The sequence below is a fragment of the Salinibacterium xinjiangense genome, assembly GCF_014645015.1.
Classification (GTDB): domain Bacteria; phylum Actinomycetota; class Actinomycetes; order Actinomycetales; family Microbacteriaceae; genus Rhodoglobus; species Rhodoglobus xinjiangensis.
Window position 1 is genome coordinate 990,911 of the sequence record NZ_BMLC01000001.1, and the last position, 18,550, is coordinate 1,009,460.

17 protein-coding genes are annotated in these 18,550 nt (G+C 65.6%); 6 read left to right on the forward strand and 11 right to left on the reverse strand.

Features of this window, described 5'->3' with window-relative positions; all coding sequences use genetic code 11:
• Position 1 precedes the first annotated feature (1 nt).
• Both IEW81_RS04630 and IEW81_RS04635 read left to right on the forward strand, forming a co-directional pair.
• Positions 2 to 850: an FAD:protein FMN transferase gene (locus tag IEW81_RS04630; protein ID WP_097060246.1), complete on the forward strand. Its 849-nt coding sequence runs from the start codon at positions 2 to 4 to the stop codon at positions 848 to 850.
• The gene (locus tag IEW81_RS04635; protein WP_097060245.1) at positions 847 to 2,364 is read left to right on the forward strand and encodes an FAD-dependent oxidoreductase; all 1,518 of its coding nucleotides are present in this window, start codon (positions 847 to 849) and stop codon (positions 2,362 to 2,364) included. Before IEW81_RS04630 ends, IEW81_RS04635 begins: the two co-directional genes overlap by 4 nt.
• 301 nt (positions 2,365 to 2,665) lie before the next feature.
• Here the strand turns inward: IEW81_RS04635 and IEW81_RS04640 are convergent, their stop codons facing one another.
• The gene (locus tag IEW81_RS04640) at positions 2,666 to 3,880 is read right to left on the reverse strand and encodes an NADP-dependent isocitrate dehydrogenase (protein WP_097060244.1); all 1,215 of its coding nucleotides are present in this window, start codon (positions 3,878 to 3,880) and stop codon (positions 2,666 to 2,668) included.
• A gap of 119 nt (positions 3,881 to 3,999) precedes the next feature.
• Here IEW81_RS04640 and IEW81_RS04645 point away from each other — a divergent pair, with 119 nt between their 5' ends.
• The 3 genes from IEW81_RS04645 to IEW81_RS04655 all read left to right on the forward strand — a co-directional run bounded on the left by IEW81_RS04645 (position 4,000) and on the right by IEW81_RS04655 (position 5,887).
• Positions 4,000 to 4,455 (forward strand): GNAT family N-acetyltransferase, encoded by a 456-nt coding sequence (locus IEW81_RS04645; RefSeq protein ID WP_097060243.1) that lies wholly within the window; start codon positions 4,000 to 4,002, stop codon positions 4,453 to 4,455.
• 14 nt (positions 4,456 to 4,469) lie between these two features.
• The gene (locus IEW81_RS04650; RefSeq protein WP_097060242.1) at positions 4,470 to 4,778 is read left to right on the forward strand and encodes an MGMT family protein; all 309 of its coding nucleotides are present in this window, start codon (positions 4,470 to 4,472) and stop codon (positions 4,776 to 4,778) included.
• A 236-nt stretch (positions 4,779 to 5,014) separates the two neighbouring features.
• Positions 5,015 to 5,887, forward strand: a complete 873-nt coding sequence (locus IEW81_RS04655) for an endonuclease domain-containing protein (protein ID WP_097060241.1) — start codon at positions 5,015 to 5,017, stop codon at positions 5,885 to 5,887.
• Positions 5,888 to 6,274: 387 nt separating this feature from the next.
• Here IEW81_RS04655 and IEW81_RS04660 read toward each other — a convergent pair whose 3' ends face one another.
• From IEW81_RS04660 to IEW81_RS14450, 10 genes are all read right to left on the reverse strand, one after another.
• On the reverse strand, positions 6,275 to 8,080 hold the full coding sequence (locus tag IEW81_RS04660; protein WP_097060240.1) for an ABC transporter ATP-binding protein: 1,806 nt from the start codon (positions 8,078 to 8,080) through the stop codon (positions 6,275 to 6,277).
• Entirely contained in the window at positions 8,077 to 9,885 is a 1,809-nt protein-coding gene (locus tag IEW81_RS04665; RefSeq protein ID WP_097060239.1) for an ABC transporter ATP-binding protein, read from the reverse strand. Before IEW81_RS04665 ends, IEW81_RS04660 begins: the two co-directional genes overlap by 4 nt.
• Before the next feature lie 154 nt (positions 9,886 to 10,039).
• On the reverse strand, positions 10,040 to 11,248 hold the full coding sequence (gene ddaH / locus IEW81_RS14675) for a dimethylargininase (RefSeq protein ID WP_097060238.1): 1,209 nt from the start codon (positions 11,246 to 11,248) through the stop codon (positions 10,040 to 10,042).
• Between the two features lie 74 nt (positions 11,249 to 11,322).
• Entirely contained in the window at positions 11,323 to 12,939 is a 1,617-nt protein-coding gene (gene purH / locus IEW81_RS04675; RefSeq protein ID WP_097060237.1) for a bifunctional phosphoribosylaminoimidazolecarboxamide formyltransferase/IMP cyclohydrolase, read from the reverse strand.
• Positions 12,936 to 13,523: a phosphoribosylglycinamide formyltransferase gene (gene purN / locus IEW81_RS04680; protein WP_097060236.1), complete on the reverse strand. Its 588-nt coding sequence runs from the start codon at positions 13,521 to 13,523 to the stop codon at positions 12,936 to 12,938. The genes purH and purN overlap by 4 nt, the downstream gene beginning before the upstream one ends.
• A 9-nt stretch (positions 13,524 to 13,532) precedes the next feature.
• Positions 13,533 to 14,762 carry a cell division protein PerM gene (locus IEW81_RS04685; protein ID WP_097060235.1) on the reverse strand — a complete coding sequence of 410 codons (1,230 nt, stop codon included), beginning with the start codon at positions 14,760 to 14,762 and terminating at the stop codon, positions 13,533 to 13,535.
• Positions 14,763 to 14,843: 81 nt separating this feature from the next.
• Entirely contained in the window at positions 14,844 to 15,587 is a 744-nt protein-coding gene (gene dhaM, locus IEW81_RS04690) for a dihydroxyacetone kinase phosphoryl donor subunit DhaM (RefSeq protein WP_097060234.1), read from the reverse strand.
• A complete protein-coding gene (gene dhaL / locus IEW81_RS04695) occupies positions 15,584 to 16,249 on the reverse strand; it encodes a dihydroxyacetone kinase subunit DhaL (protein ID WP_097060233.1) in 666 nt (221 codons plus the stop codon). Before dhaL ends, dhaM begins: the two co-directional genes overlap by 4 nt.
• Before the next feature lie 21 nt (positions 16,250 to 16,270).
• The gene (gene dhaK / locus IEW81_RS04700; protein WP_097060232.1) at positions 16,271 to 17,269 is read right to left on the reverse strand and encodes a dihydroxyacetone kinase subunit DhaK; all 999 of its coding nucleotides are present in this window, start codon (positions 17,267 to 17,269) and stop codon (positions 16,271 to 16,273) included.
• The gene (locus tag IEW81_RS14450) at positions 17,266 to 17,571 is read right to left on the reverse strand and encodes an aquaporin (RefSeq protein WP_097060231.1); all 306 of its coding nucleotides are present in this window, start codon (positions 17,569 to 17,571) and stop codon (positions 17,266 to 17,268) included. The genes dhaK and IEW81_RS14450 overlap by 4 nt, the downstream gene beginning before the upstream one ends.
• A 179-nt stretch (positions 17,572 to 17,750) precedes the next feature.
• Here IEW81_RS14450 and IEW81_RS04710 point away from each other — a divergent pair, with 179 nt between their 5' ends.
• Entirely contained in the window at positions 17,751 to 18,527 is a 777-nt protein-coding gene (locus tag IEW81_RS04710) for an IclR family transcriptional regulator (protein WP_097060230.1), read from the forward strand.
• Positions 18,528 to 18,550 lie beyond the last annotated feature (23 nt).

The following is an 18,550-nucleotide window of genomic DNA, read 5'->3' on the forward strand; positions in this document are numbered from 1 at the left end:
CGTGCGATTCGACGCGATCGGTACCGGCTGGCAGATCGACACGGCGGAGCCGATCGCACCAGGCCTTTCCACGCGCATCCGGGCCCGCATCGAGGAGTTCGATCGCACATACTCCCGGTTCCGCGAGGATTCGCTCGTCGCGACCATCGCGCGCTCGGCCGGCACCTTCGTGTTCCCGGATGACGCGGCCGCGCTGTTCGACACATACCGTCGCCTCTACACGGCCACCGACGGCCGCATGTCGCCGCTCGTCGGGCGGTCCATGGACGATCTCGGCTACGACCGCGCCTACTCCCTGCGGCCGACCGGGATGGTGCGATCGGCTCCACACTGGGACGAGGCGTTCTCGTGGGACGGCCGCGGTCTCACCACGCTGCGGCCCGTATCTATCGACGTCGGTGCGGCAGGCAAGGGCTACCTCGTCGATATCGTGCTCGGGCTGCTGGCCGAGGCCGGGCACACGGAGGTGATCGTCGACGCCAGTGGCGACATCCGGCACAGCGGAGCTGACCCGATCAGGGTGGCGCTGGAGCATCCGAAAAACCCCGACAAAGCGATCGGGATCGCGAATATCGGCAACGGCTCGATCTGCGCCTCGGCCTCCAACCGGCGCGCCTGGGGTGACGGGCTCCACCACGTCGTTGACGCGACGACGGGCCTGCCCACCCGGAGAGTCATCGCGACGTGGGCGATCACAACGCTCGCGCTGGAGGCCGACGGAATCGCAACAGCGCTGTTCTTCACCGATCCGGAGCGCATCGATACCGAGTTCTCGTTCGACTGGGTGAGGATGTTGTCCGATGGCCGGGTGGAGTGTTCGACAGGATTCGACGGGGAGATATTCAGATGAGACGAATGCTCGACAGGGTCACGGGCGCCATCCCGATGTACAAGCTCGTCGTGGTCTGCCTCGCAGCGATCACGGTTCTGGCCTTCGCGCTGTCGTTGGCCGGGCAACTCTCCCAGGGTCCGCTGGAGCTGCTCGCCTCCCTCGTCGTCGCGATCACCGCCACGGGCGCTTCGGGGTGGGTTGCTGCACGGCTGGCGAGGCGTCAACTGCACCCCGAGTCATCCATCATCACCGGCCTGTTGATCTTCATGATCATGGAGCCGTCGATCGACCCGCTCACCCTCGGCGGCATCGCGCTTTCCGGCGTCATCGCCAGCGCCTCCAAGTACCTCATCGCCGTGCGCGGTCGCCACATCTTCAACCCCACAGCCACCGGGACATTCATCGTCGGTATCACCGGGATCGCGTTCCCGCTGTGGTGGATCGGCACCCCGTACCTCCAGCCGGTGATCATCATCGGCGCGCTGCTCGTGCTCTATCGCACCCAGCGGATCGCGATGGGGGCGGGATTCGCCGGGCTCGCCGGCGCCGTCAGCGTCGCAGCGTCGCTGCTCGGCGGCAGCACCCTCGAGACCGCGCTCGGGTTCGCGTTCCTGTCGTCTGCCCTGTTCTTCTTCGCCGGGTTCATGCTCAGCGAGCCGTTGACGCTCCCGCCGCGCCTGTGGCAGCAGTTCGTCGTCGCAGGGATCGCCGCCCTGGTCTTCGCGGTGCCGTTCAACTCCGGCCTGACGAATAAGTACCTGCTGGCGCTGCTGGTCGCAAACCTCGTCGCTTTCGCGTTCGGCCAGCGCCGTGGCATCAGGCTGAGCTTCATCGGCAAGCAGCAGGTGGGGCCCTCTACCTTCGAACTCGCCTTCCAGCCGGCCCGACCGGTGCGCTTCTCCCCCGGCCAGTACATGGAGCTGGCGATCCCGCACCGCAGGGCCGACTTCCGTGGCACCCGTCGATACTTCAGCATCTCGTCTGCGCCGAGTGACGACGGGCCCATCACCTTCGCCATCACCTTTGCCATCAGCGCGTCGTCGAAGAGTTCGAGCTACAAGCAGGCGCTGCTCGAGCTGGAACCCGGGGCGATCGTGCACGGCACCGGCGTGGGCGGCGATTTCCTACTGCCGAAGGATGTCTCGGAGCCACTGCTGCTCGTCGCGGGCGGGATCGGCATCACCCCGTTTGCCAGCCAGCTCGCCCATGCCACGGCGCGCAGTGAGAAGCGCGACGTAGTGGTGGCCTACGCAACCAGCTCGACAGGTGAGTTGCCGTATCGCGCGATGCTCGAACACTCTGGCGCGAAGGTCGTGCTGTACTCACCCGAGGCACCCGCAAGCCTGCCGCCAGGCTGGCAGTACGGCGGAAGCGGGCGCGTGACCGGGGAGCGGCTTGCGGACGCCATCCCGGATCTGGCCCGCCGTCGCGCCTATGTCTCGGGCCCGCCGGCTCTTGTGAACGACCTGCGGAAGGCCTTGCGCTCGCAGGGCGCCAAGCGTGTGCACTCCGACTACTTCTCCGGCTACTAGAGCCTGATTTTCGCGCGACTGTTCCGCTTTTGTCACCTCACCCAAGCGACAGGCCGCAGAAGCGGAACACTCGGCCGCCGTCGGTCGCCAGTTCTACGATGAGCGCGTCGCCGCTATCGCCGATCGACAATGGCTGGAATTCTCTATCGCAGGATCGAGACCTGTGTCGAGGTGCTGGCTGCGGACGAGACGATCCATCTGCAGAAGGGCTGGGACGACAGAAGGACCGGGACGACAGAAAGGACCGGACGAGAGAAAGGGCCGGAAGCCTGAGCTTCCGACCCTTTGTACGACGCGAGAATTACGCCAGTCGCGCGGCCAGGTTCTTGTCGAGCGTGTCGAGGAACTCCTCGGTGGTCTCCCACTTCTGGTCAGCACCGACGAGGGCCGCGAGGTCTTTCGTCATGTGGCCGGCCTCGACGCTCTTGATGACGACATCCTCGAGAGTGTCAGCGAACTCGGCGAGCGCCGGGTTACCGTCGAGCTTGGCGCGGTGGGCCAGCCCGCGAGTCCACGCGTAGATGGATGCGATCGGGTTCGTGGAGGTGGGCTTTCCCGCCTGGTGCTGGCGGTAGTGACGCGTCACGGTGCCGTGCGCGGCTTCGGCCTCGACGACAGACCCATCCGGAACTGACAACACCGAGGTCATGAGCCCGAGCGATCCGAAGCCCTGGGCCACGGTGTCTGACTGTACGTCACCGTCGTAGTTCTTACAGGCCCAGACATATCCGCCCTCCCACTTCATGGCCGACGCCACCATGTCGTCGATCAGACGGTGCTCGTAGGTGAGGTTCGCAGCATCGAACTGATCCTTGAACTCCGTGACGAAGATCTCTTCGAAGATGTCTTTGAAGCGACCGTCGTAAGCCTTCAGGATCGTGTTCTTCGTCGAAAGGTACACCGGATAGTTACGCGTAAGCCCATAGTTGAGCGAGGCGCGCGCGAAGTCGCGGATCGACTCGTCGAGGTTGTACTGCACCTGCGCGACGCCGTCACCCGGGGAGTGGTAGACCTCGAACCTCTGTGCTTCGGAGCCATCATCCGGGGTGAATTCGACGGTCAGCTTGCCCTTGCCGGAGAACCGGAAATCGGTGGCCTTGTATTGGTCGCCGAACGCGTGACGACCGATGATGATCGGCTTGTTCCAGCCGGGGACCAGTCGCGGGATGTTCGAGATGATGATCGGCTCGCGGAAGATGACGCCACCCAGGATGTTGCGGATCGTGCCGTTGGGGCTCTTCCACATCTGCTTCAGGCCGAACTCTTCGACGCGCGCCTCGTCTGGCGTTATGGTCGCGCACTTGACGCCGACGCCGTGCTTCTGGATGGCGTGGGCAGCATCGATAGTGACCTGGTCGTCGGTCGCATCGCGGTGCTCGATACCGAGGTCGTAGTACTCGAGATTGATATCGAGGTACGGATAGATGAGCGTGTCTTTGATCTTCTGCCAGATAATGCGAGTCATCTCATCGCCATCCAGCTCGACGACTGTGCCTTTTACTGTGATCTTGGACAAGCGGAACTCCTAAGGTTTTGGGCCGTGATTAGCATACTCGGTTCGAGAAGTATCTCGACATCGAGATACTTCTCCCGCGCACTGTGGCACTGGGTGGGCTCGGGAGATAGCCTGTGTGCATGGGTGAGCTGAGACTGGAAGAACTTTCTGCCAAGACCATCGTCGCGGCAAACAACCTGTCATTGCGTCGCGGACAGGAGCAGTTCGTCACGCCGCCGTCGTACGCGATAGCGGATGCCTACCTCAGCCCCGTGACATCGTGGCCCCGGGTCGTGCTCAACTCCGAGGACGAGGTCGTCGGTTTCATCCGCGGCAATTTCGACCCCGAGTCGACGCAGGAGGAGTTCCGCAGCTGCATCTGGCGTGTGACGGTGGCCGCCAGCGCGCAGGGTACCGGAGTCGGTCGCTTCGCCGTGCTCGCTCTCGCGGAAGAGGCGAGACATCGCGGCTTCGACCGGGTGACCGCGGTTTGGGAGCCCGGGGACGACGGTCCAGAGCAGTTCTTCCTGCGCGTCGGCTTCACCATCAGCGGCGAGACCCAGTACGGCGAGAACATCGGCGTGCTCGGCCTGTAGTGACTCCAGGGCCTGTGACGAACACGGACGATTTCGTCAGCCGGGCGCTCGAGGTGGTCGAGAGCATCCCTCCCGGCTTCGTCATGACCTACGGCGACGTGGCGGCAGCGATGGGGTCGCGTGCTGCGAGGGCTGTTGGCCGGGTCATGTCCCATTACGGGTCGGATGCCGCGTGGTGGCGGGTCGTGCGCGCGAGCGGTCATCCGGCCATACATCACGAGCACCAGGCACTCGAGCACTTCCGCGCGGAGGGAACCCCGCTGAGGTGGTCGCGCGACGGAGTGTTCCGAGTGAACCTCGCGGCCGCGCGATACACGCCGTAGGCGCTGGGCCTCGGCGGCGTGCAGCTCCCGCCGCGTGCTGTTCCCTTCGTGTCCAGCTCCCGCCGCGTGCTGTTCCCTTCCGAAATGACGGACTTTCGCAGGGCTGGACCAATTCGTTGCCGGGGACTGGTGCCGCGGCATCCACTCTTCTCCGTCATTTCGGAAGGGTGGGTGGCTTGTGCACCGATCGGCGTGAGCCCCCTGTTGAGCCGCGGGTGCGCCGGAATGCTCGGCGCATGGATTCCATCTACCTCGACGTCCGGCGGCGCGGCGGAGTCGCTCGCACCTGGGAACTATTGCGCGATGGGCACACTTCCCATCAGCTGACTGCAGCGGTGCATCGCGGCGAAATCGTGCGCGCGCGGCAGGGTCACTACGTCTGCCCCGAGCTCGATGAGGCCGAGCTGCAGGCTGTGCGGGTCGGCGGTCGACTCACCGGTCTGGCCGGCGCCCGCCGACACGGCATCTGGACACCGATCCATGCCCCGCTCGAATTGACGGTCGCCCCGGATGCCCGTGCCCTGCGTAGCCCGACGAATAAGTCGGTGCGGCTGAAGGAGCTCCGCCGCCACCGTGTGCGCGTGCACTGGAACGACGGTGCCGCAACCGGAACGCGATCCCTCGTCGGCCCGCTCGGATGCGTTCTGGAGGTGGCCCGCACTCAGCCCGCCAACATCGCGTTCGCCGTCGTCGAGTCAGCGATCGCGCTCGGGAAAGTATCCCGTTCCAGCTGGGCGCGAGCCGCAAGATCGCTGCCGCACCAGACCCAGGTGAAACTTCGCCGGGTCGACAGGCTGAGTGGTAGTGGCAGCGAGTCCCTCGCGAAATTCGAGTTCATCGCTGCCGGTATCCACTTCTCTCAGCAGGTTCAGGTCACTTCGGGCATCCGGGTCGATTTCGTGCTCGGCGATCGACTGGTGGTCGAGATCGATGGTGCCGAGTTCCACGCTACCCGGGAGGGTTTCGAGGAAGATCATCGCCGCGACGCGGCCCTTCGGGCGTTCGGCTATCGCGTGCTGCGGTTCAGCTACTGGCAGGTCAGCGAGCGATGGGCCGACGTCATGGCGGCGGTGACGGCCGCCCTGGTGAGTCGTGACCACCTGGCGTGACGGGTTGCCGAGCCGCGGCATCCACACGCCACCTTCCGAAATGACGGAGATGGCAGCGGTCAGAGCCGACCCGCTCGCGCCACCATCTGGATGGTCGCTGCGATCTCCGTCATTTCGGAAGAGGTGTAGGGCGGAAGGCTAACGCGGAGCGGCCGAGCGGAGAGGTAGGGCGGAAGGCCAACGTGGAGGGGAGCGGTCAAGTGGATGAGGGCGCGAGCGCGATCTGCCGTGGAGGGGAGCGATGAAGTGGGTGAGGGCGGTGAACCTCCGCGTAGCGTGCCAGATTTGTGGTCTTCGCGTCTTCGAACAGCCGGGGGTGCATCCACTCGCCTCTTCGGCGCGTTCATCGAACCAAGGCGGGGCGTGATGGTCGTCACGGCCTCGGGTCTACACGAGGGATTCCCTCCACGCGGCATGAAGTTGCGCGAAGCGCCCGGTTCCCGCGATGAGGTCGCGCGGGGTTCCGTCCTCGACGATGATGCCGTGCTCCATGACGAGCACCCGGTCCGCGATCGCCACCGTCGACAGCCTGTGGGCGATGATGATCGCCGTGCGGTCGGCGAGCAGTGTCTGCAGGCCTTCCTGCACGAGCCGCTCCGACGGGATGTCGAGCGATGCCGTCGCCTCATCGAGGATCAGTACGACCGGATCGGCGATGAACGCCCGCGCGAACGACAGCAACTGCCGCTGGCCGGCAGAGACCCGTCCACCACGCTTGTTCACCTCGGTGTCGTAGCCGCCTGGAAGCAATTCGATGAACTCGTGCGCGCCCACGGCCTGTGCTGCGCGCACGATCTCGTCGCGGGTGGCATCCGGCTTTCCGAGCGCGATGTTGTCGGCCACGGTGCCCGAGAACAGGTACGCCTCCTGTGTCACCATCACGATCGCCCGGCGCAGGTCTTTCGGGTGCAGTTGGCGCAGGTCGATTCCGTCGAGCGAGATGGTGCCGTGTGACGGGTCGTAGAAGCGCGAGATCAACTTGGCGAGGGTCGATTTACCCGCGCCGGTCGAGCCCACCAGCGCGATCGTCTGGCCCGCTGGCAGCTCCAGGTCGAATCGAGGCAGGATGACCCTGTCAGCCTTGTACGCAAACTCGACGTCGTCGAAACTCACCCTGCCCTGCGCCTGGAACAGGTCGATCGGAGTCGTGGGGTCTGGCACACCCGGCAGTTCCTCGAGCACGCCCGAGATCTTCTCGAGAGCGGCCGCAGCCGATTGGTAGGAGTTGTAGAACATCGCCATCTCCTGCGCGGGAGCGAAAAACTGCCGTGTGTACAGCAGCGTCGCGAGCAGCACACCTATCGCGAGCCCATCCCCGGCAACCCTCAGGCCACCGACGAGCAGGATGACGGCGAGCGTCACGTTTCCGATCAGCACGAGCCCAGGGTCGAAGATCGCGAACAGCTGGATGACGCGGCTGTTGCTGACGCGGTAGCTCTCGACGAGCCCGCCGAACTCCATCTCGTTGCGCTTCTCCTTGCGGAAGGCCTTCACCGCACGGATGCCCGTCATGGTCTCCACGAATTGCACGATCAGCTGCGCCGAGGCCGTCCTGGTTTCGCGGAATGACTTCTGCGAACGCTTCTGGAACCACCTGGTGAGGATTGCGAGCGGGACGAGCGCGCCGAAGAGCACGAGCCCGCTCACCCAGTCGAGCGAGAACATCGCGATGGCGATGAACAGCATGTAGAGCGCACCCTGCACGAGCTGGTTGATTCCGGAATCCAGCAACTCCCTGATTGCATCCAGGTCGCTGGTCTGGCGCGCGATGATGCGGCCGGAGGTGTAGTTCTCGTGGAACTCGAGCGACAGTCGTTGGGTGTGCAGGAAGACACGCTTGCGCAGGTCGAACAGGATCGCCTGGCTGATGCGTGCCGTCAGCACGGTGTACCACGCGATCAGGGTCGCCCCGACGACGCCGCTGACAAGGTACGCGGCAACAGCGAACGCGAGCGGCACCCAGTCGCGGTCGACGAGGGCGGGCAGGCCGCGATCGATGCCGAACGCGATCAATGCCGGCCCAGCAACCTGCGCCGCCGTGCTGACGATCACCACGGTCATGGTCAGGATGACGCGAGCTCGCAGCGGGCGCACCAGCGAGCCGAGCAACCGCAGCGAGCGCTGCCTGATCTGCTTGCTCTCTGCCGCGCTGAAGTCGCTGCGCTCTTCGCCTTCAACTCCGGAGACGCTCATGAGCCCACCTCTTCTCGTTCGCGCTGTTCTTCGTCTTCGAGACTGGAAATCACGAAACGGTAGTGTTCGCTCGATTCGAGGAGCTCTGAATGTGTTCCGATCGCTGTGACGCGGCCATCCTGCAGCAGCGCGACCCTGTCGGCAAGCATGACGGTGGATGGCCGGTGGGCGACGATGAGTGCGGTCGTCGAGGCGAGCACCCTCCTGAGTGCCGCCTCCACGAGAGCCTCGGTGTCGACGTCGAGCGCAGAAAGCGGGTCGTCGAGCACGAGTACCGACGGCTTCGCGGCAACGGCTCGCGCCAGCGCGAGCCGTTGCCGCTGGCCCCCGGAGAGGCTGAGCCCCTCCTCACCGACACGCGTGTCGAGGCCTTCGGGCAGGTCGTACACGAACGACGCCTGGGCGATGTCGATGGCTTCGGCGAGATCTGCCTCCGTGCCGTCCGGGCGCCCGAGAAGCACATTGTCACGCACGCTCGCGGAGAACAGGGTGGCGTCTTCGAAAGCCATGGCGATGAGCGACCGCAGCTCGGTGAGCCTGAGCTCGCGCACATCCACGCCGTCAACGGTGATCGAGCCGCCGGTCACGTCGTAGAGGCGCGTCGTCAGCGCGGTGATCGTGGATTTGCCGGAGCCAGTAAGCCCGACGAGAGCCATCGTCTCGCCCGGTTCGATGGCGAGATCGACACCGTTGACGAGGTCGGGGACGTGCGCGGGCGAATCCTGGTACCGAAAGTGCACATCGTGCAGGACGAGCCTGCCCCTGGGATCCGCCACGGTCAGCGGTTCGACCGGGTCGACGATGCTGTTCCGGGAGTCGATCACCTCGAAGAACCTGTCGGTCGCCGTGCGCGTGTCGAAGGTCATCGACAGCAGGAAGCCGATCGACTCCACGGGAAAACGCAGCACGGTCGCCGTGGCGAAGAACGCGACGAGGTCGCCGACGCTGATCTGGCCGTCGACCGCCAGCCACACTCCACCGAGCAGGCACAAAGCGAACGTGACATCCGGAACCAGCAGAAGCCACAGCCAGATGCCGGCGATCGCGCGCGCTTTCTCGATCTCGGTGCCGCGCAGCACGTCGGCCTGGTTCGCGAAATTGTTCAGTGCATGTTTACCTCGGCCGAATGCTTTGAGCACTCGGATGCCGTGCACAGACTCCTCCACGGTGGTCGCAAGGTCCCCGGCCTGGTCCTGGCTGCGGCGGGCGACCGTCGAGTACTTGTTCTCGAACACGAAACCGTAGATCCAGAGCGGGATCGAGCACACCATGAACAGCACGCCCAGAACCCAGGAGATGTTCAGCAGGAACACGAAGCCGACGACGATGGTGAGCACGTTGACGACGAGCAGCACGAGACCGAACGAGACCCAGCGCCGGATGAGGTTCAGGTCGCTCACCGCTCGCGACAGCAACTGCCCGCTCGGCCACCGATCGTGGAAGCTCACGGGCAGCACCTGCAGCTTCTCGTAGAGCGCGTTGCGCATGCGCGCCTCGACATGCGTCCCCGGGGTGAGCACCAACATGCGCCTGAGGTAGACCATCACAGCTTCGACGATTCCGAGGCCGAGCACGATCGCGAAGGCTGGCCAGATCTGCTGTGCGTCGCCTGACTGCAGCGGGCCGTCGACGAGGCCGCGCAGTACCTGTGGGATGAGCAGCGCCACCACTCCGGCAGCGAGCGCGGTGACCGTGCCGAGGTAGATCCGCGGCATGGCTGGCTTCATGTAGGGATAGAGGCGCCGAATCGAAGCGAAGGTGCTGGCCCGCTTGGAAGCCCTGGGCGGGGTCGAGATTTCAGGCATGGGCGTCCCTTATGGGGATGGGCGGTAGCACGCCCCGAATTGTTAGGGTGCTTGCCCGGACAACACCTTCTGTGTGGTGCCTGGGCAGCCTTACAGACTAGGCCAGGAAATGAGGAGAACGCAACACTTGATCAGGATCGCTGAGCAGCGAAGGTCAACCCACGCGCACCGAGAGGCAGGTGACGCAGCCCTCGAGCTTCTCGAACTCGCTCACGTCTACGGCGACCACGGTGTATCCGAGATCCTCGACAAGAGCGATGGATTTCGGCACGGATGTCGCCATCAGGACGGTGTCGTGGGATAGCACGACCACGGCGGCACCGGGCTCCGGCATCGCGAGAAACCGGTCGAAGACCCGTGGGTCGTCCACGTGAGCAGGGAAGCCCACGACTGTTCCGTCGGGCAGGGCAGTCACCGCGCTCTTGAGGTGCAGCACCTTCGTGACGGGGACGGCGACCACGGTGTATCCGAGCGCAGTCGCGAACGAGCGAAACTGGCGGATGCCGTCCGCGTTGGTGCGCCCTCCGCGACCGACGTAGATCGTGGCATCCACCACCAGCACGTCGCCGCCGTCGAGCGTTCCCGGTTCGACGATCTCGCGCACGACCAGCCCGGCTTTGCGAACAGCTGGGGCTATGGCGTCGGTCTCGCCGTGGCGGGAGTCAGCCCCCGGGCGGGTGATGATCGCGGTTCCGCCAAGCACGACGACGGCATCCTCGATGAAGACGGAGTCGGGGTACTCGTCGGCGACGGGCAGTTCCACGGTCTCGAAGCCGGCCTTCACCAGCGCCTCGACGTACTCGTCCCACTGGGTGTCGGCAAGGGTCGCATCCAGCTCGGTACGAACGATGTGGGTGATCTCACCATCGGCGAGGGTCGTTGCGGGCTGGCGGATGAACGCGATGCGGTGCGACCCGCGGGTGACGATCGCTGTCCAGGCCCAGCGGCCCGCTGTCGCGGCAACGAGACCGGCCACGATGAAATACAGCAGGTTCGAGCCCAGCAGGCTCCCCGCCACGAAACCGACGGCCTCGGGGGTGAGCGGCCCCGCGATGGCGACCGCGTAGAGCGTACCGAGGAAGGTCGCGACCACGCCGACGATGAGCCCTGCGGCAAAGGCGACGGGCCGGATCCGATTCACCCCCAAGAGCGATGCGACCGTGTACAGCACGAACAGCAGGAGGCTGGCGGGCACGAAGTAGTCGCTGATCGGAACGATGTTGGCTGCCGCTGCGCCGTTGGAGATGAAGAAGATGAGCACCGTCAGGATGTGCGTCAGCGCCGCGACCACGAACCCCGAGATCACCGCCGCCATGAGTCGACGACCGGTGGGCTGGGGGCAGTTCAGGGCGCTGGGATGCATTCGGACAACATACCGATGATCGCCTTGCTCTTGCTGGGAGCACCAACCGGTGGACGCCGTCCAGGGAACGGCGTCTAGTGGAAGAAGTGCCGCTCGCCCGTGAAGTACATCGCGACTCCTGCGGCGTTCGCAGCCGCGATCACTTCCTCATCACGGATGGAGCCTCCGGGCTGCACTATAGCGCGGACTCCGGCTTCGAGCAGGATCTCCAGCCCATCAGCGAACGGGAAGAAGGCGTCACTCGCGGCCACCGAGCCGGCCGCGCGATCACCAGCGCGCGTGACCGCGAGCTGGCAGGAGTCCACCCGGTTGACCTGGCCCATGCCGACACCGACCGATGCGCCGTCATGGGCGAGCAGGATGGCGTTGGATTTCACGGCACGCACGGCGCGCCACGCGAATTCGAGATCTGCGCGCGTCGGCTCGTCGACCTCGGAACCCGCCACAAGAGTCCACGCATCCGAGTCGAAGTCGGCGTAGGTGTCTGGCGACTGCACGAGCGCACCTCCGGAGATCTGGCGAAACTCCTGCTCAGAGCGACCGTAGCCAGCGGGCAGTTGCAGCAGGCGAAGGTTCTTCTTCGACTGCAGCACCTCGAGCGCGTCCGCGTCGAACCCGGGTGCGACGACGACCTCGGTGAAGATGTCCTTTATCGACAGGGCCGCTTCACGAGTGATGGATCGGTTGGCCGCGATGACGCCGCCGAACGCAGAGACCGGATCACAGGCGTGTGCCCGTGCGTGTGCGGATGCCACCGGATCCCCCGCCCCGCGCGACACCGCGATGCCGCAGGGGTTGGCGTGCTTGATGATGGCGACGGCCGGTTCGTCGAAGTCGTAGGCTGCGCGCACGGCGGCGTCGGCATCCACATAGTTGTTGTACGACATCTCTTTGCCGTGCAGCTGGGTGGCCTGCGCAATGCCGCGGCCACCATCTTCCACAAAGAGGGCCGCAGACTGGTGTGAGTTCTCGCCGTAACGCAGCGTGCTCCTGAGGTGCACCTCATAGGTCAGGGTGTCGGCGAATGCTGTCTCTTCCGTTGCAGCATGCTCAGCCGCGATCCCGACATTCGCGGCGAAGTAGGCGGCGACCGCCGTGTCATATGCCGCAGTGTGCATAAACGCCTCGCCCGCCAGCCGCTGGCGCTGTGCGAGAGTCGTTCCACCGAGCGTGAGCGCCTTTTCGACCTGCTGGTAGCTCGCCGGGCTCGTGACGATGGCCACGTTCGCGTGGTTCTTGGCGGAGGCGCGGACGAGGGCGGGGCCGCCGATGTCGATCTGCTCGATCACGTCATCGACGGGCGCACCCGTGGCGACGGTCGCGACGAAGGGGTACAGGTTGGAGACGACGAGCTGGAAGGCCGCGATGCCGAGCTCCCTGAGCTCGCGTTCGTGCGACTCCAGTCGCAGGTCGGCGAGGAGGCCGGCGTGGATGGCGGGATGCAGCGTGCGCACCCGGCCGTCGAGCGACTCCGGAAATCCTGTGACCTCAGCCACTTCGGTCACGGCGAGGCCAGCAGCAGCGATGGTCCTGGCCGTCGAGCCCGTCGACACGATTTCGACTCCTGCGGCGACGAGCGCGGTCGCCAGGTCGACAAGACCGGTCTTGTCGCTCACCGAGATGAGGGCCCGCTCGATCTGGATGACGTCGCGCGGACGGTAGTCGATGGGGGCGTGGCTGGGGCCGCTCATGAGAGCTCCTTCAGGTCGATGTGGGAGTTGGCGATGTCGAGCACGGCCTGGATCAGCAGCCGGCGTTCGACGGGTTTGATTCGTTCATGCAGCCCCGACTCGGTGTCGCCGGCAAACACCGGAACGCGCTCCTGGGAGATGATCGGCCCGCTGTCGACCCCGTTATCGACGACGATGACGCTCGCACCGGTCTCGGTGACTCCCGCGGCGAGCGCATCCCGAACCCCGTGTGCGCCCGGAAACTCGGGCAGGTAGGCCGGATGGGTGTTCACCAGGTTGGGTGAGAGCGCGGCGATGACGCGGGGCGGCAGCAGCTTCATGAAGCCGCTGAGGATCACGAGGTCGGGCTGCCAGACCTGGATCTGCTCGAGCATGGCGTCGCCCCACTCGTCGCGGTCGGCGTAGTTCGACATCGCGACGGAGAAGGTGGGCACACCGAAGCGCTCGGCGTGATCGAACCCGTCGGCGGGGCGGTCGGCGCCCACGGCGAGGACGCGCGCAGGAAACTCCGCGTCTTCGGCGGCCTCGAGCAGCGCGAGAAGGTTAGACCCGCCTCCCGAGATCAGGACCACGAGTGATAACACCCCGTAATTCTAGCGCTCGGCCTCGCCGACCTTCGCGGGGCTGCGCTTGAGGCTCGCGAACAGTCCGGCCATCGCCCCGAGCCCGAGTTCGAGCGCTGCCCAGCCCCCGACGGCGATCGCATCAGGCCCGACATCATGAAGTCGACCGGGGCCTGCTGCACCGGTGGATGCCCAGGCCAGCAGCCCGAGGATGACGCCGCCGACGATGCCGATGCCGATCGCCACGAGCACGAGTTCACGGCGACCGAGCTTCCTGCGGGCACCGGGCCCGAGGATTGCGCCGACGAGGAATCCCGCCACGATGGGGACGAGCAGCCCGACGAACCCGAACGCGAGGGCGTCGGCAGGAAGCGCGCCGAGCACGGGGATAGCGGGGATCGGCCCGAGCTGGGTGGCCAGCGGGCTGACCGCCGATCCGGTGCCGAGCGCGAAGCCCGGCCCGACGAGCCAGCTCGCAGTGTAGATGACAAGGTTCGGCAGCAGCGCGAGTTGCGCGAGGGTGATGGTCACGCCGCCGAGCACCTCGGTGTGCAGGCCCTCGTAGAGCGTGATGATCCGTGCGTATGAGATCAGGATCGCTGCCGCCGTGAGGGCCGCGGCGAGGGTGAACACGGCGGCGGCCGCAGCGGCACCTCCACGCAGGGCGGTCACCGCGCCGTCGCGCACAGGAGCCGGCCAGTCGTTGATCCAGTTGCGGATGGAGCTGCGGATGGAGCTGCCACGGTCATCCTGCAGGTTACGGGTTCGCCGCACACCGATCGCCATGCCAACGGCGAACACGAGGGTCGGCAGCAGCGTTCCCTGCACGAGGGAGGGCCGGGCGTCGGGGTGCAGCGCGGTGAAGGTCACCGCGAACGACGCGAGCGCGAAGGTGCCGAGCGACACGAGCTCGCCGAGAATCCGGTGCCGTGTTTCGGCCACGCGCCTGCCTGCACGAACGCCGAGCAGCACGGTCAACAGCGCGAAGCCGAGCAACGCGATGGTGAGGGTGAACGGTGCACCGGCCGCAGGAAGCCCCAGCTGGGCCGCGGTAGCGGGGTCGAGCGTCATGGTGATGTCGACGCCATGGCCGAGCAGCCAGGTGTCGACCGACACCCGCCAAAACACGGCCCAGTCGATGGCGAGCCCGAATTGGATGCCCCACAGCAGCGTCAGCGGAACCAGCGGTATCGCCACGCCGATGGCGACGACGAGGATCGCCTCGAACGCGGCGAACAGGGCGGTGAGCTGGCGATTCATGACCTTGGCGACACTACCGGGGAGCGGCGCCAGGGCCCGCGCGGCCTACCGGCTACGCTTCGATTGGCCTGTGATCGAAGCTCACCGAAGCTCACCGAAGCCATCGACGGTCATGGCTCGAAGCCGCTCCACTGCCTCGGCGGCCTGTGGCCCGGTCGCCGAGATGCGGATGACGTCACCCGTCCTGCTGCCCAGTGACATCAGGCCCATCAGGCTGTTGGCCGCCACCGGGCCGGTACCCGTCGTGAGGTCGGCGATGGTGACCTTCGCGTCGAACAGAGAAACTGCCTTCACGATGGAGGCGGCAGGGCGGGAGTGCAGACCGTCAGGATTAACGAGTGTCTCCTCGGCTGTCACCGATCCGGCGATCGCTGATCCGGCGATCGCTGATTCGGCGTCATCGGGCGACGCAACTACCGGGACAGGCAGATCGAGCTGCCCCTGTTTTGCGTCCATCGCGTGGTGCGCTTCGCGAGAGATCTCGTCGAGGCTCGCCCCCGCTGCCGCAAGCACGACCGCGGCAACGATGCCCTCTACGAACGGAGCGTCGCTGAGCCGCACAGGGTTGTCGGTCTCGATGAACTCCAGGGCCATGGCTGCGCTGAGCACAGCAGAGCCGAGGTCCATGAGCACGATGACACCCTCGGGTGTCGAGACTTTGTCGATCGCCGCCGCCACTTTCGTGGCATCCGTGCCGATCACGCCGTCACCGGCTCCCGCAGCGATCGCGATAGCCGGGGGCACACCGGTCACCATTTCGAGGGCAAGTTCTACCGCGGCCTCGGCCAGCCGGGGGCTGTGCGAGACCACCACTATTCCGATCACGCCGGTGCCTGGCCGAGCGTGTCGGCGAGCGCCTCGAACAGCAGCGCGGTCGAGGTCGCCCCCGGATCGAGATGGCCAGAGCTGCGCTCACCGAGGTAGCTTGCCCTGCCCTTTCGTGCAACGAGGGGCTCGGTCGCGTCCCTTCCTGCCTTCGCCGCAGAAAAGGCTGCCGCTGTCGCTGTCACGCAGTCCCCACCCGTGGCAAGGCTCGCATCCAGCGCATCCAGCGCGGGAGCCATCGCGTCGAACATGGTCTTATCGCCAGCTTCCGCCTTGCCCCTGGCAACGACTCCACCGAGACCGGCCCGCAGGGCGGCGGAAAGCGCGGCGCCGTCGAGCGTCGTGACCGGCCCGGCGGTCGTTCCCATCCGGAGAAAAAAGGTGCCGTACAGGGGGCCGCTCGCGCCACCGACGGATGTCACGAGGGTCATTCCCACGGACTTGAACAACTCGTCGACGAGGGTCGCCTGCGTACCGTCATCGTGCGAGACACCGATCTTTTCCATCACAGCAGTCATGCCACGGGTCATATTCGACCCGTGATCCGCATCGCCGATGGCCGAATCCAGTTCGGTCAGGTAGCCCTGCTGTTGAGAAACCAGTTCGCGGAACCTGGCAAGCCAGGCCACGAGTTGATCGAGAGAAACGGTGTCTGTCGTCATGTTCGCACTCTTCTTTCCTGGCTACAGTCCCCAGCGAAGCCCGGACGTATTGACCGGTGCATCCCAGAGCTTCAGCAGCTCGTCGTCAACCTTCAGCAGCGTCACAGAGCAGCCTGCCATGTCGAGGCTGGTGATGTAGTTGCCCACGAGGGATCGGGCAACGGTCACACCGGCCTTCTCGAGCAGCTTCGCAACCTCGCCGTACATCAGGTACAGCTCGATCAGCGGTGTGCCGCCCATGCCATTGAGCATCGCGATAACCGGGCCGCTGGTGAAGTCGAGGTCTGCGAGCACGGGATCAACCAACTGCTGGGCGATGGATGCCGCGCCCGCAAGTGCGACGCGGTGCCTGCCGGGCTCCCCATGGATGCCCACGCCGATCTCCATCATGTCGTCCGGAATCTCGAAGGTGGGCTTTCCGGCCGAGGGAACCGTGCAGCTGGTCAGCGCCATGCCCATCGAGCGACCTGATGCGTTGACGAGGTTCGCCAGCGCTGTGATGGCCGCGAGGTCGCGCCCTTCCTCGGCGGCGGCGCCGACGATCTTCTCGAGAAACACGGTGGTTCCGACACCGCGGCGACCCGCGGTCCACGTGGAATCCTCGACCGCGACATCATCGTTGACCACGACCGCGGAGACCTTCACCCCGGTCTCGGCTTCCGCCATCTCGGCGGCCATCTCGAAATTCATGACGTCGCCGGTGTAGTTCTTCACGATGTGCAGCACACCAGCACCAGAATCCGCGACCTTCGTGGCCTCCTGCATCTGGTCGGGGGTCGGTGAGGTGAACACCTCGCCAGCACAGGCGGCATCGAGCATCCCGAAGCCTACGAAGCCTCCGTGCAGGGGCTCGTGACCCGACCCGCCGCCCGAAATGAGAGCGACCTTGCCCGCTTTCGTGGGGGTGCCGCGGTAGATGATGCGGTTGACATGGTCGACATTCAGTTCGGGATGCGCGGCCGCGATGCCGGTGAGCGCGTCAGCCAGCACGGCTTCGGGTGCGTTGATGAGCTTCTTCATGACGTGGCCTTCTCTTCGGTGAGTGCTGCGGTGAATGCTTCAGTGAGGGTGGTACTGTGTGCCCGCGGGCGCGGGGTGGGCCCGAACAGCCGGGCGGCAGAGACGCCGGCCAGCAATTCCGCGATCACGTGCGCGGGCCATTTCTCCCGCTGCACGCTCTTGCCGAGCAGTTGCTGCACGAGCATCGGCCCAGTGCTGCGAGCGGGATTGATGGATGCGCCCGTGGCCGGTGCGGGTGGGATGATCGCCGCGAATGCGACTACGCCGAACCCGAGCCCGGCGAATCCTGGGCTCGTCTTCATTGTTCTCCTTTGAACGTGCGGGATGTCGACCCCGGTAATCGTTAACCGGCTTCCGAAGTGCAGAATTGTATTCGACAATGTCGAATATGGTACGGGCACACGGCAACTGTCAAGAGCTATGGTGAACGGATTCCCGCGCTGACGGCCATACTGGGGGAAATGCGAACCAGGGGACGGCCGTGATCCAATCGATCGACCGGGCGGCGAGGGTGCTGTCATCCCTCCAGGGTGCCCGGCATCTCGGCATCACCGAACTCGCGACGCTGCTGGCGCTGCCGCCCTCGACGGTTCACGGGATCGTCAAGTCGCTCCAATCCCACGGTCTTGTGGCCAAGGAGCCCAACGGAAACCGATACATGCTCGGCCCCGCCCTGCTCAAACTCTCGAATGTGTATCTCGACACGCTCGATGTGCGAGCACGCGCGATGCGCTGGACTCGGGAACTTTCTCGCAGGACAGGCCTGTCAACCCGCCTCGGCGCTGAACTTTTCGACGAAGTCATCATCATCCATCACAACCTCAGGCCCGACGGCAGCGAGCAGATGCCCGAAACCGGACTGTCGATTCCCGCACATGCCTCAGCGATGGGCAAGGTTCTGCTCACCTACAACCCCGATGCCGCGGATGACGTGCTCACGCGCCCGCTGCGCAGCCTTACCGGCGAAACCGTCACCGACCCCGCCCGGCTGATTCTGCAGTTCGCCCTGGTCGCCGAGCGCGGAATCGCGACGGAAGAGGATGAGGCCGTGCTGGGCGAATCGTCGGTCGCCGCCCCCGTCGTCGACCGCAGCGGCAGTGTCATCGCCGCCGTGGCCGTCGTGATGCCCTCCAGCGAGTGGCCGCCGGACGACAACGTGCTCAATGACCTGCGCGAGACCGCGAGGAACATCTCCCGCGAGCTCGGAGCAACCGTGTGGCCTCCACCCGTGTCACGACGGCACGCCCTCGACGACTAACGCGACGATCGAGTGAGCAAACA

What these genes read in the sequence shown, in the direction of transcription:
- IEW81_RS04635 (WP_097060245.1), top strand. Translation starts at nt 847, where the DNA reads ATGAGACGAATGCTCGACAGGGTCACGGGCGCCATCCCGATGTACAAG.
- IEW81_RS04645 (WP_097060243.1), top strand. Translation starts at nt 4,000, where the DNA reads ATGGGTGAGCTGAGACTGGAAGAACTTTCTGCCAAGACCATCGTCGCG.
- IEW81_RS04655 (WP_097060241.1), top strand. Translation starts at nt 5,015, where the DNA reads ATGGATTCCATCTACCTCGACGTCCGGCGGCGCGGCGGAGTCGCTCGC.
- IEW81_RS04660 (WP_097060240.1), bottom strand. Translation starts at nt 8,080, where the DNA reads ATGAGCGTCTCCGGAGTTGAAGGCGAAGAGCGCAGCGACTTCAGCGCG.
- IEW81_RS04665 (WP_097060239.1), bottom strand. Translation starts at nt 9,885, where the DNA reads ATGCCTGAAATCTCGACCCCGCCCAGGGCTTCCAAGCGGGCCAGCACC.
- ddaH (WP_097060238.1), bottom strand. Translation starts at nt 11,248, where the DNA reads ATGCATCCCAGCGCCCTGAACTGCCCCCAGCCCACCGGTCGTCGACTC.
- purH (WP_097060237.1), bottom strand. Translation starts at nt 12,939, where the DNA reads ATGAGCGGCCCCAGCCACGCCCCCATCGACTACCGTCCGCGCGACGTC.
- IEW81_RS04685 (WP_097060235.1), bottom strand. Translation starts at nt 14,762, where the DNA reads ATGAATCGCCAGCTCACCGCCCTGTTCGCCGCGTTCGAGGCGATCCTC.
- dhaL (WP_097060233.1), bottom strand. Translation starts at nt 16,249, where the DNA reads ATGACGACAGACACCGTTTCTCTCGATCAACTCGTGGCCTGGCTTGCC.
- dhaK (WP_097060232.1), bottom strand. Translation starts at nt 17,269, where the DNA reads ATGAAGAAGCTCATCAACGCACCCGAAGCCGTGCTGGCTGACGCGCTC.
- IEW81_RS14450 (WP_097060231.1), bottom strand. Translation starts at nt 17,571, where the DNA reads ATGAAGACGAGCCCAGGATTCGCCGGGCTCGGGTTCGGCGTAGTCGCA.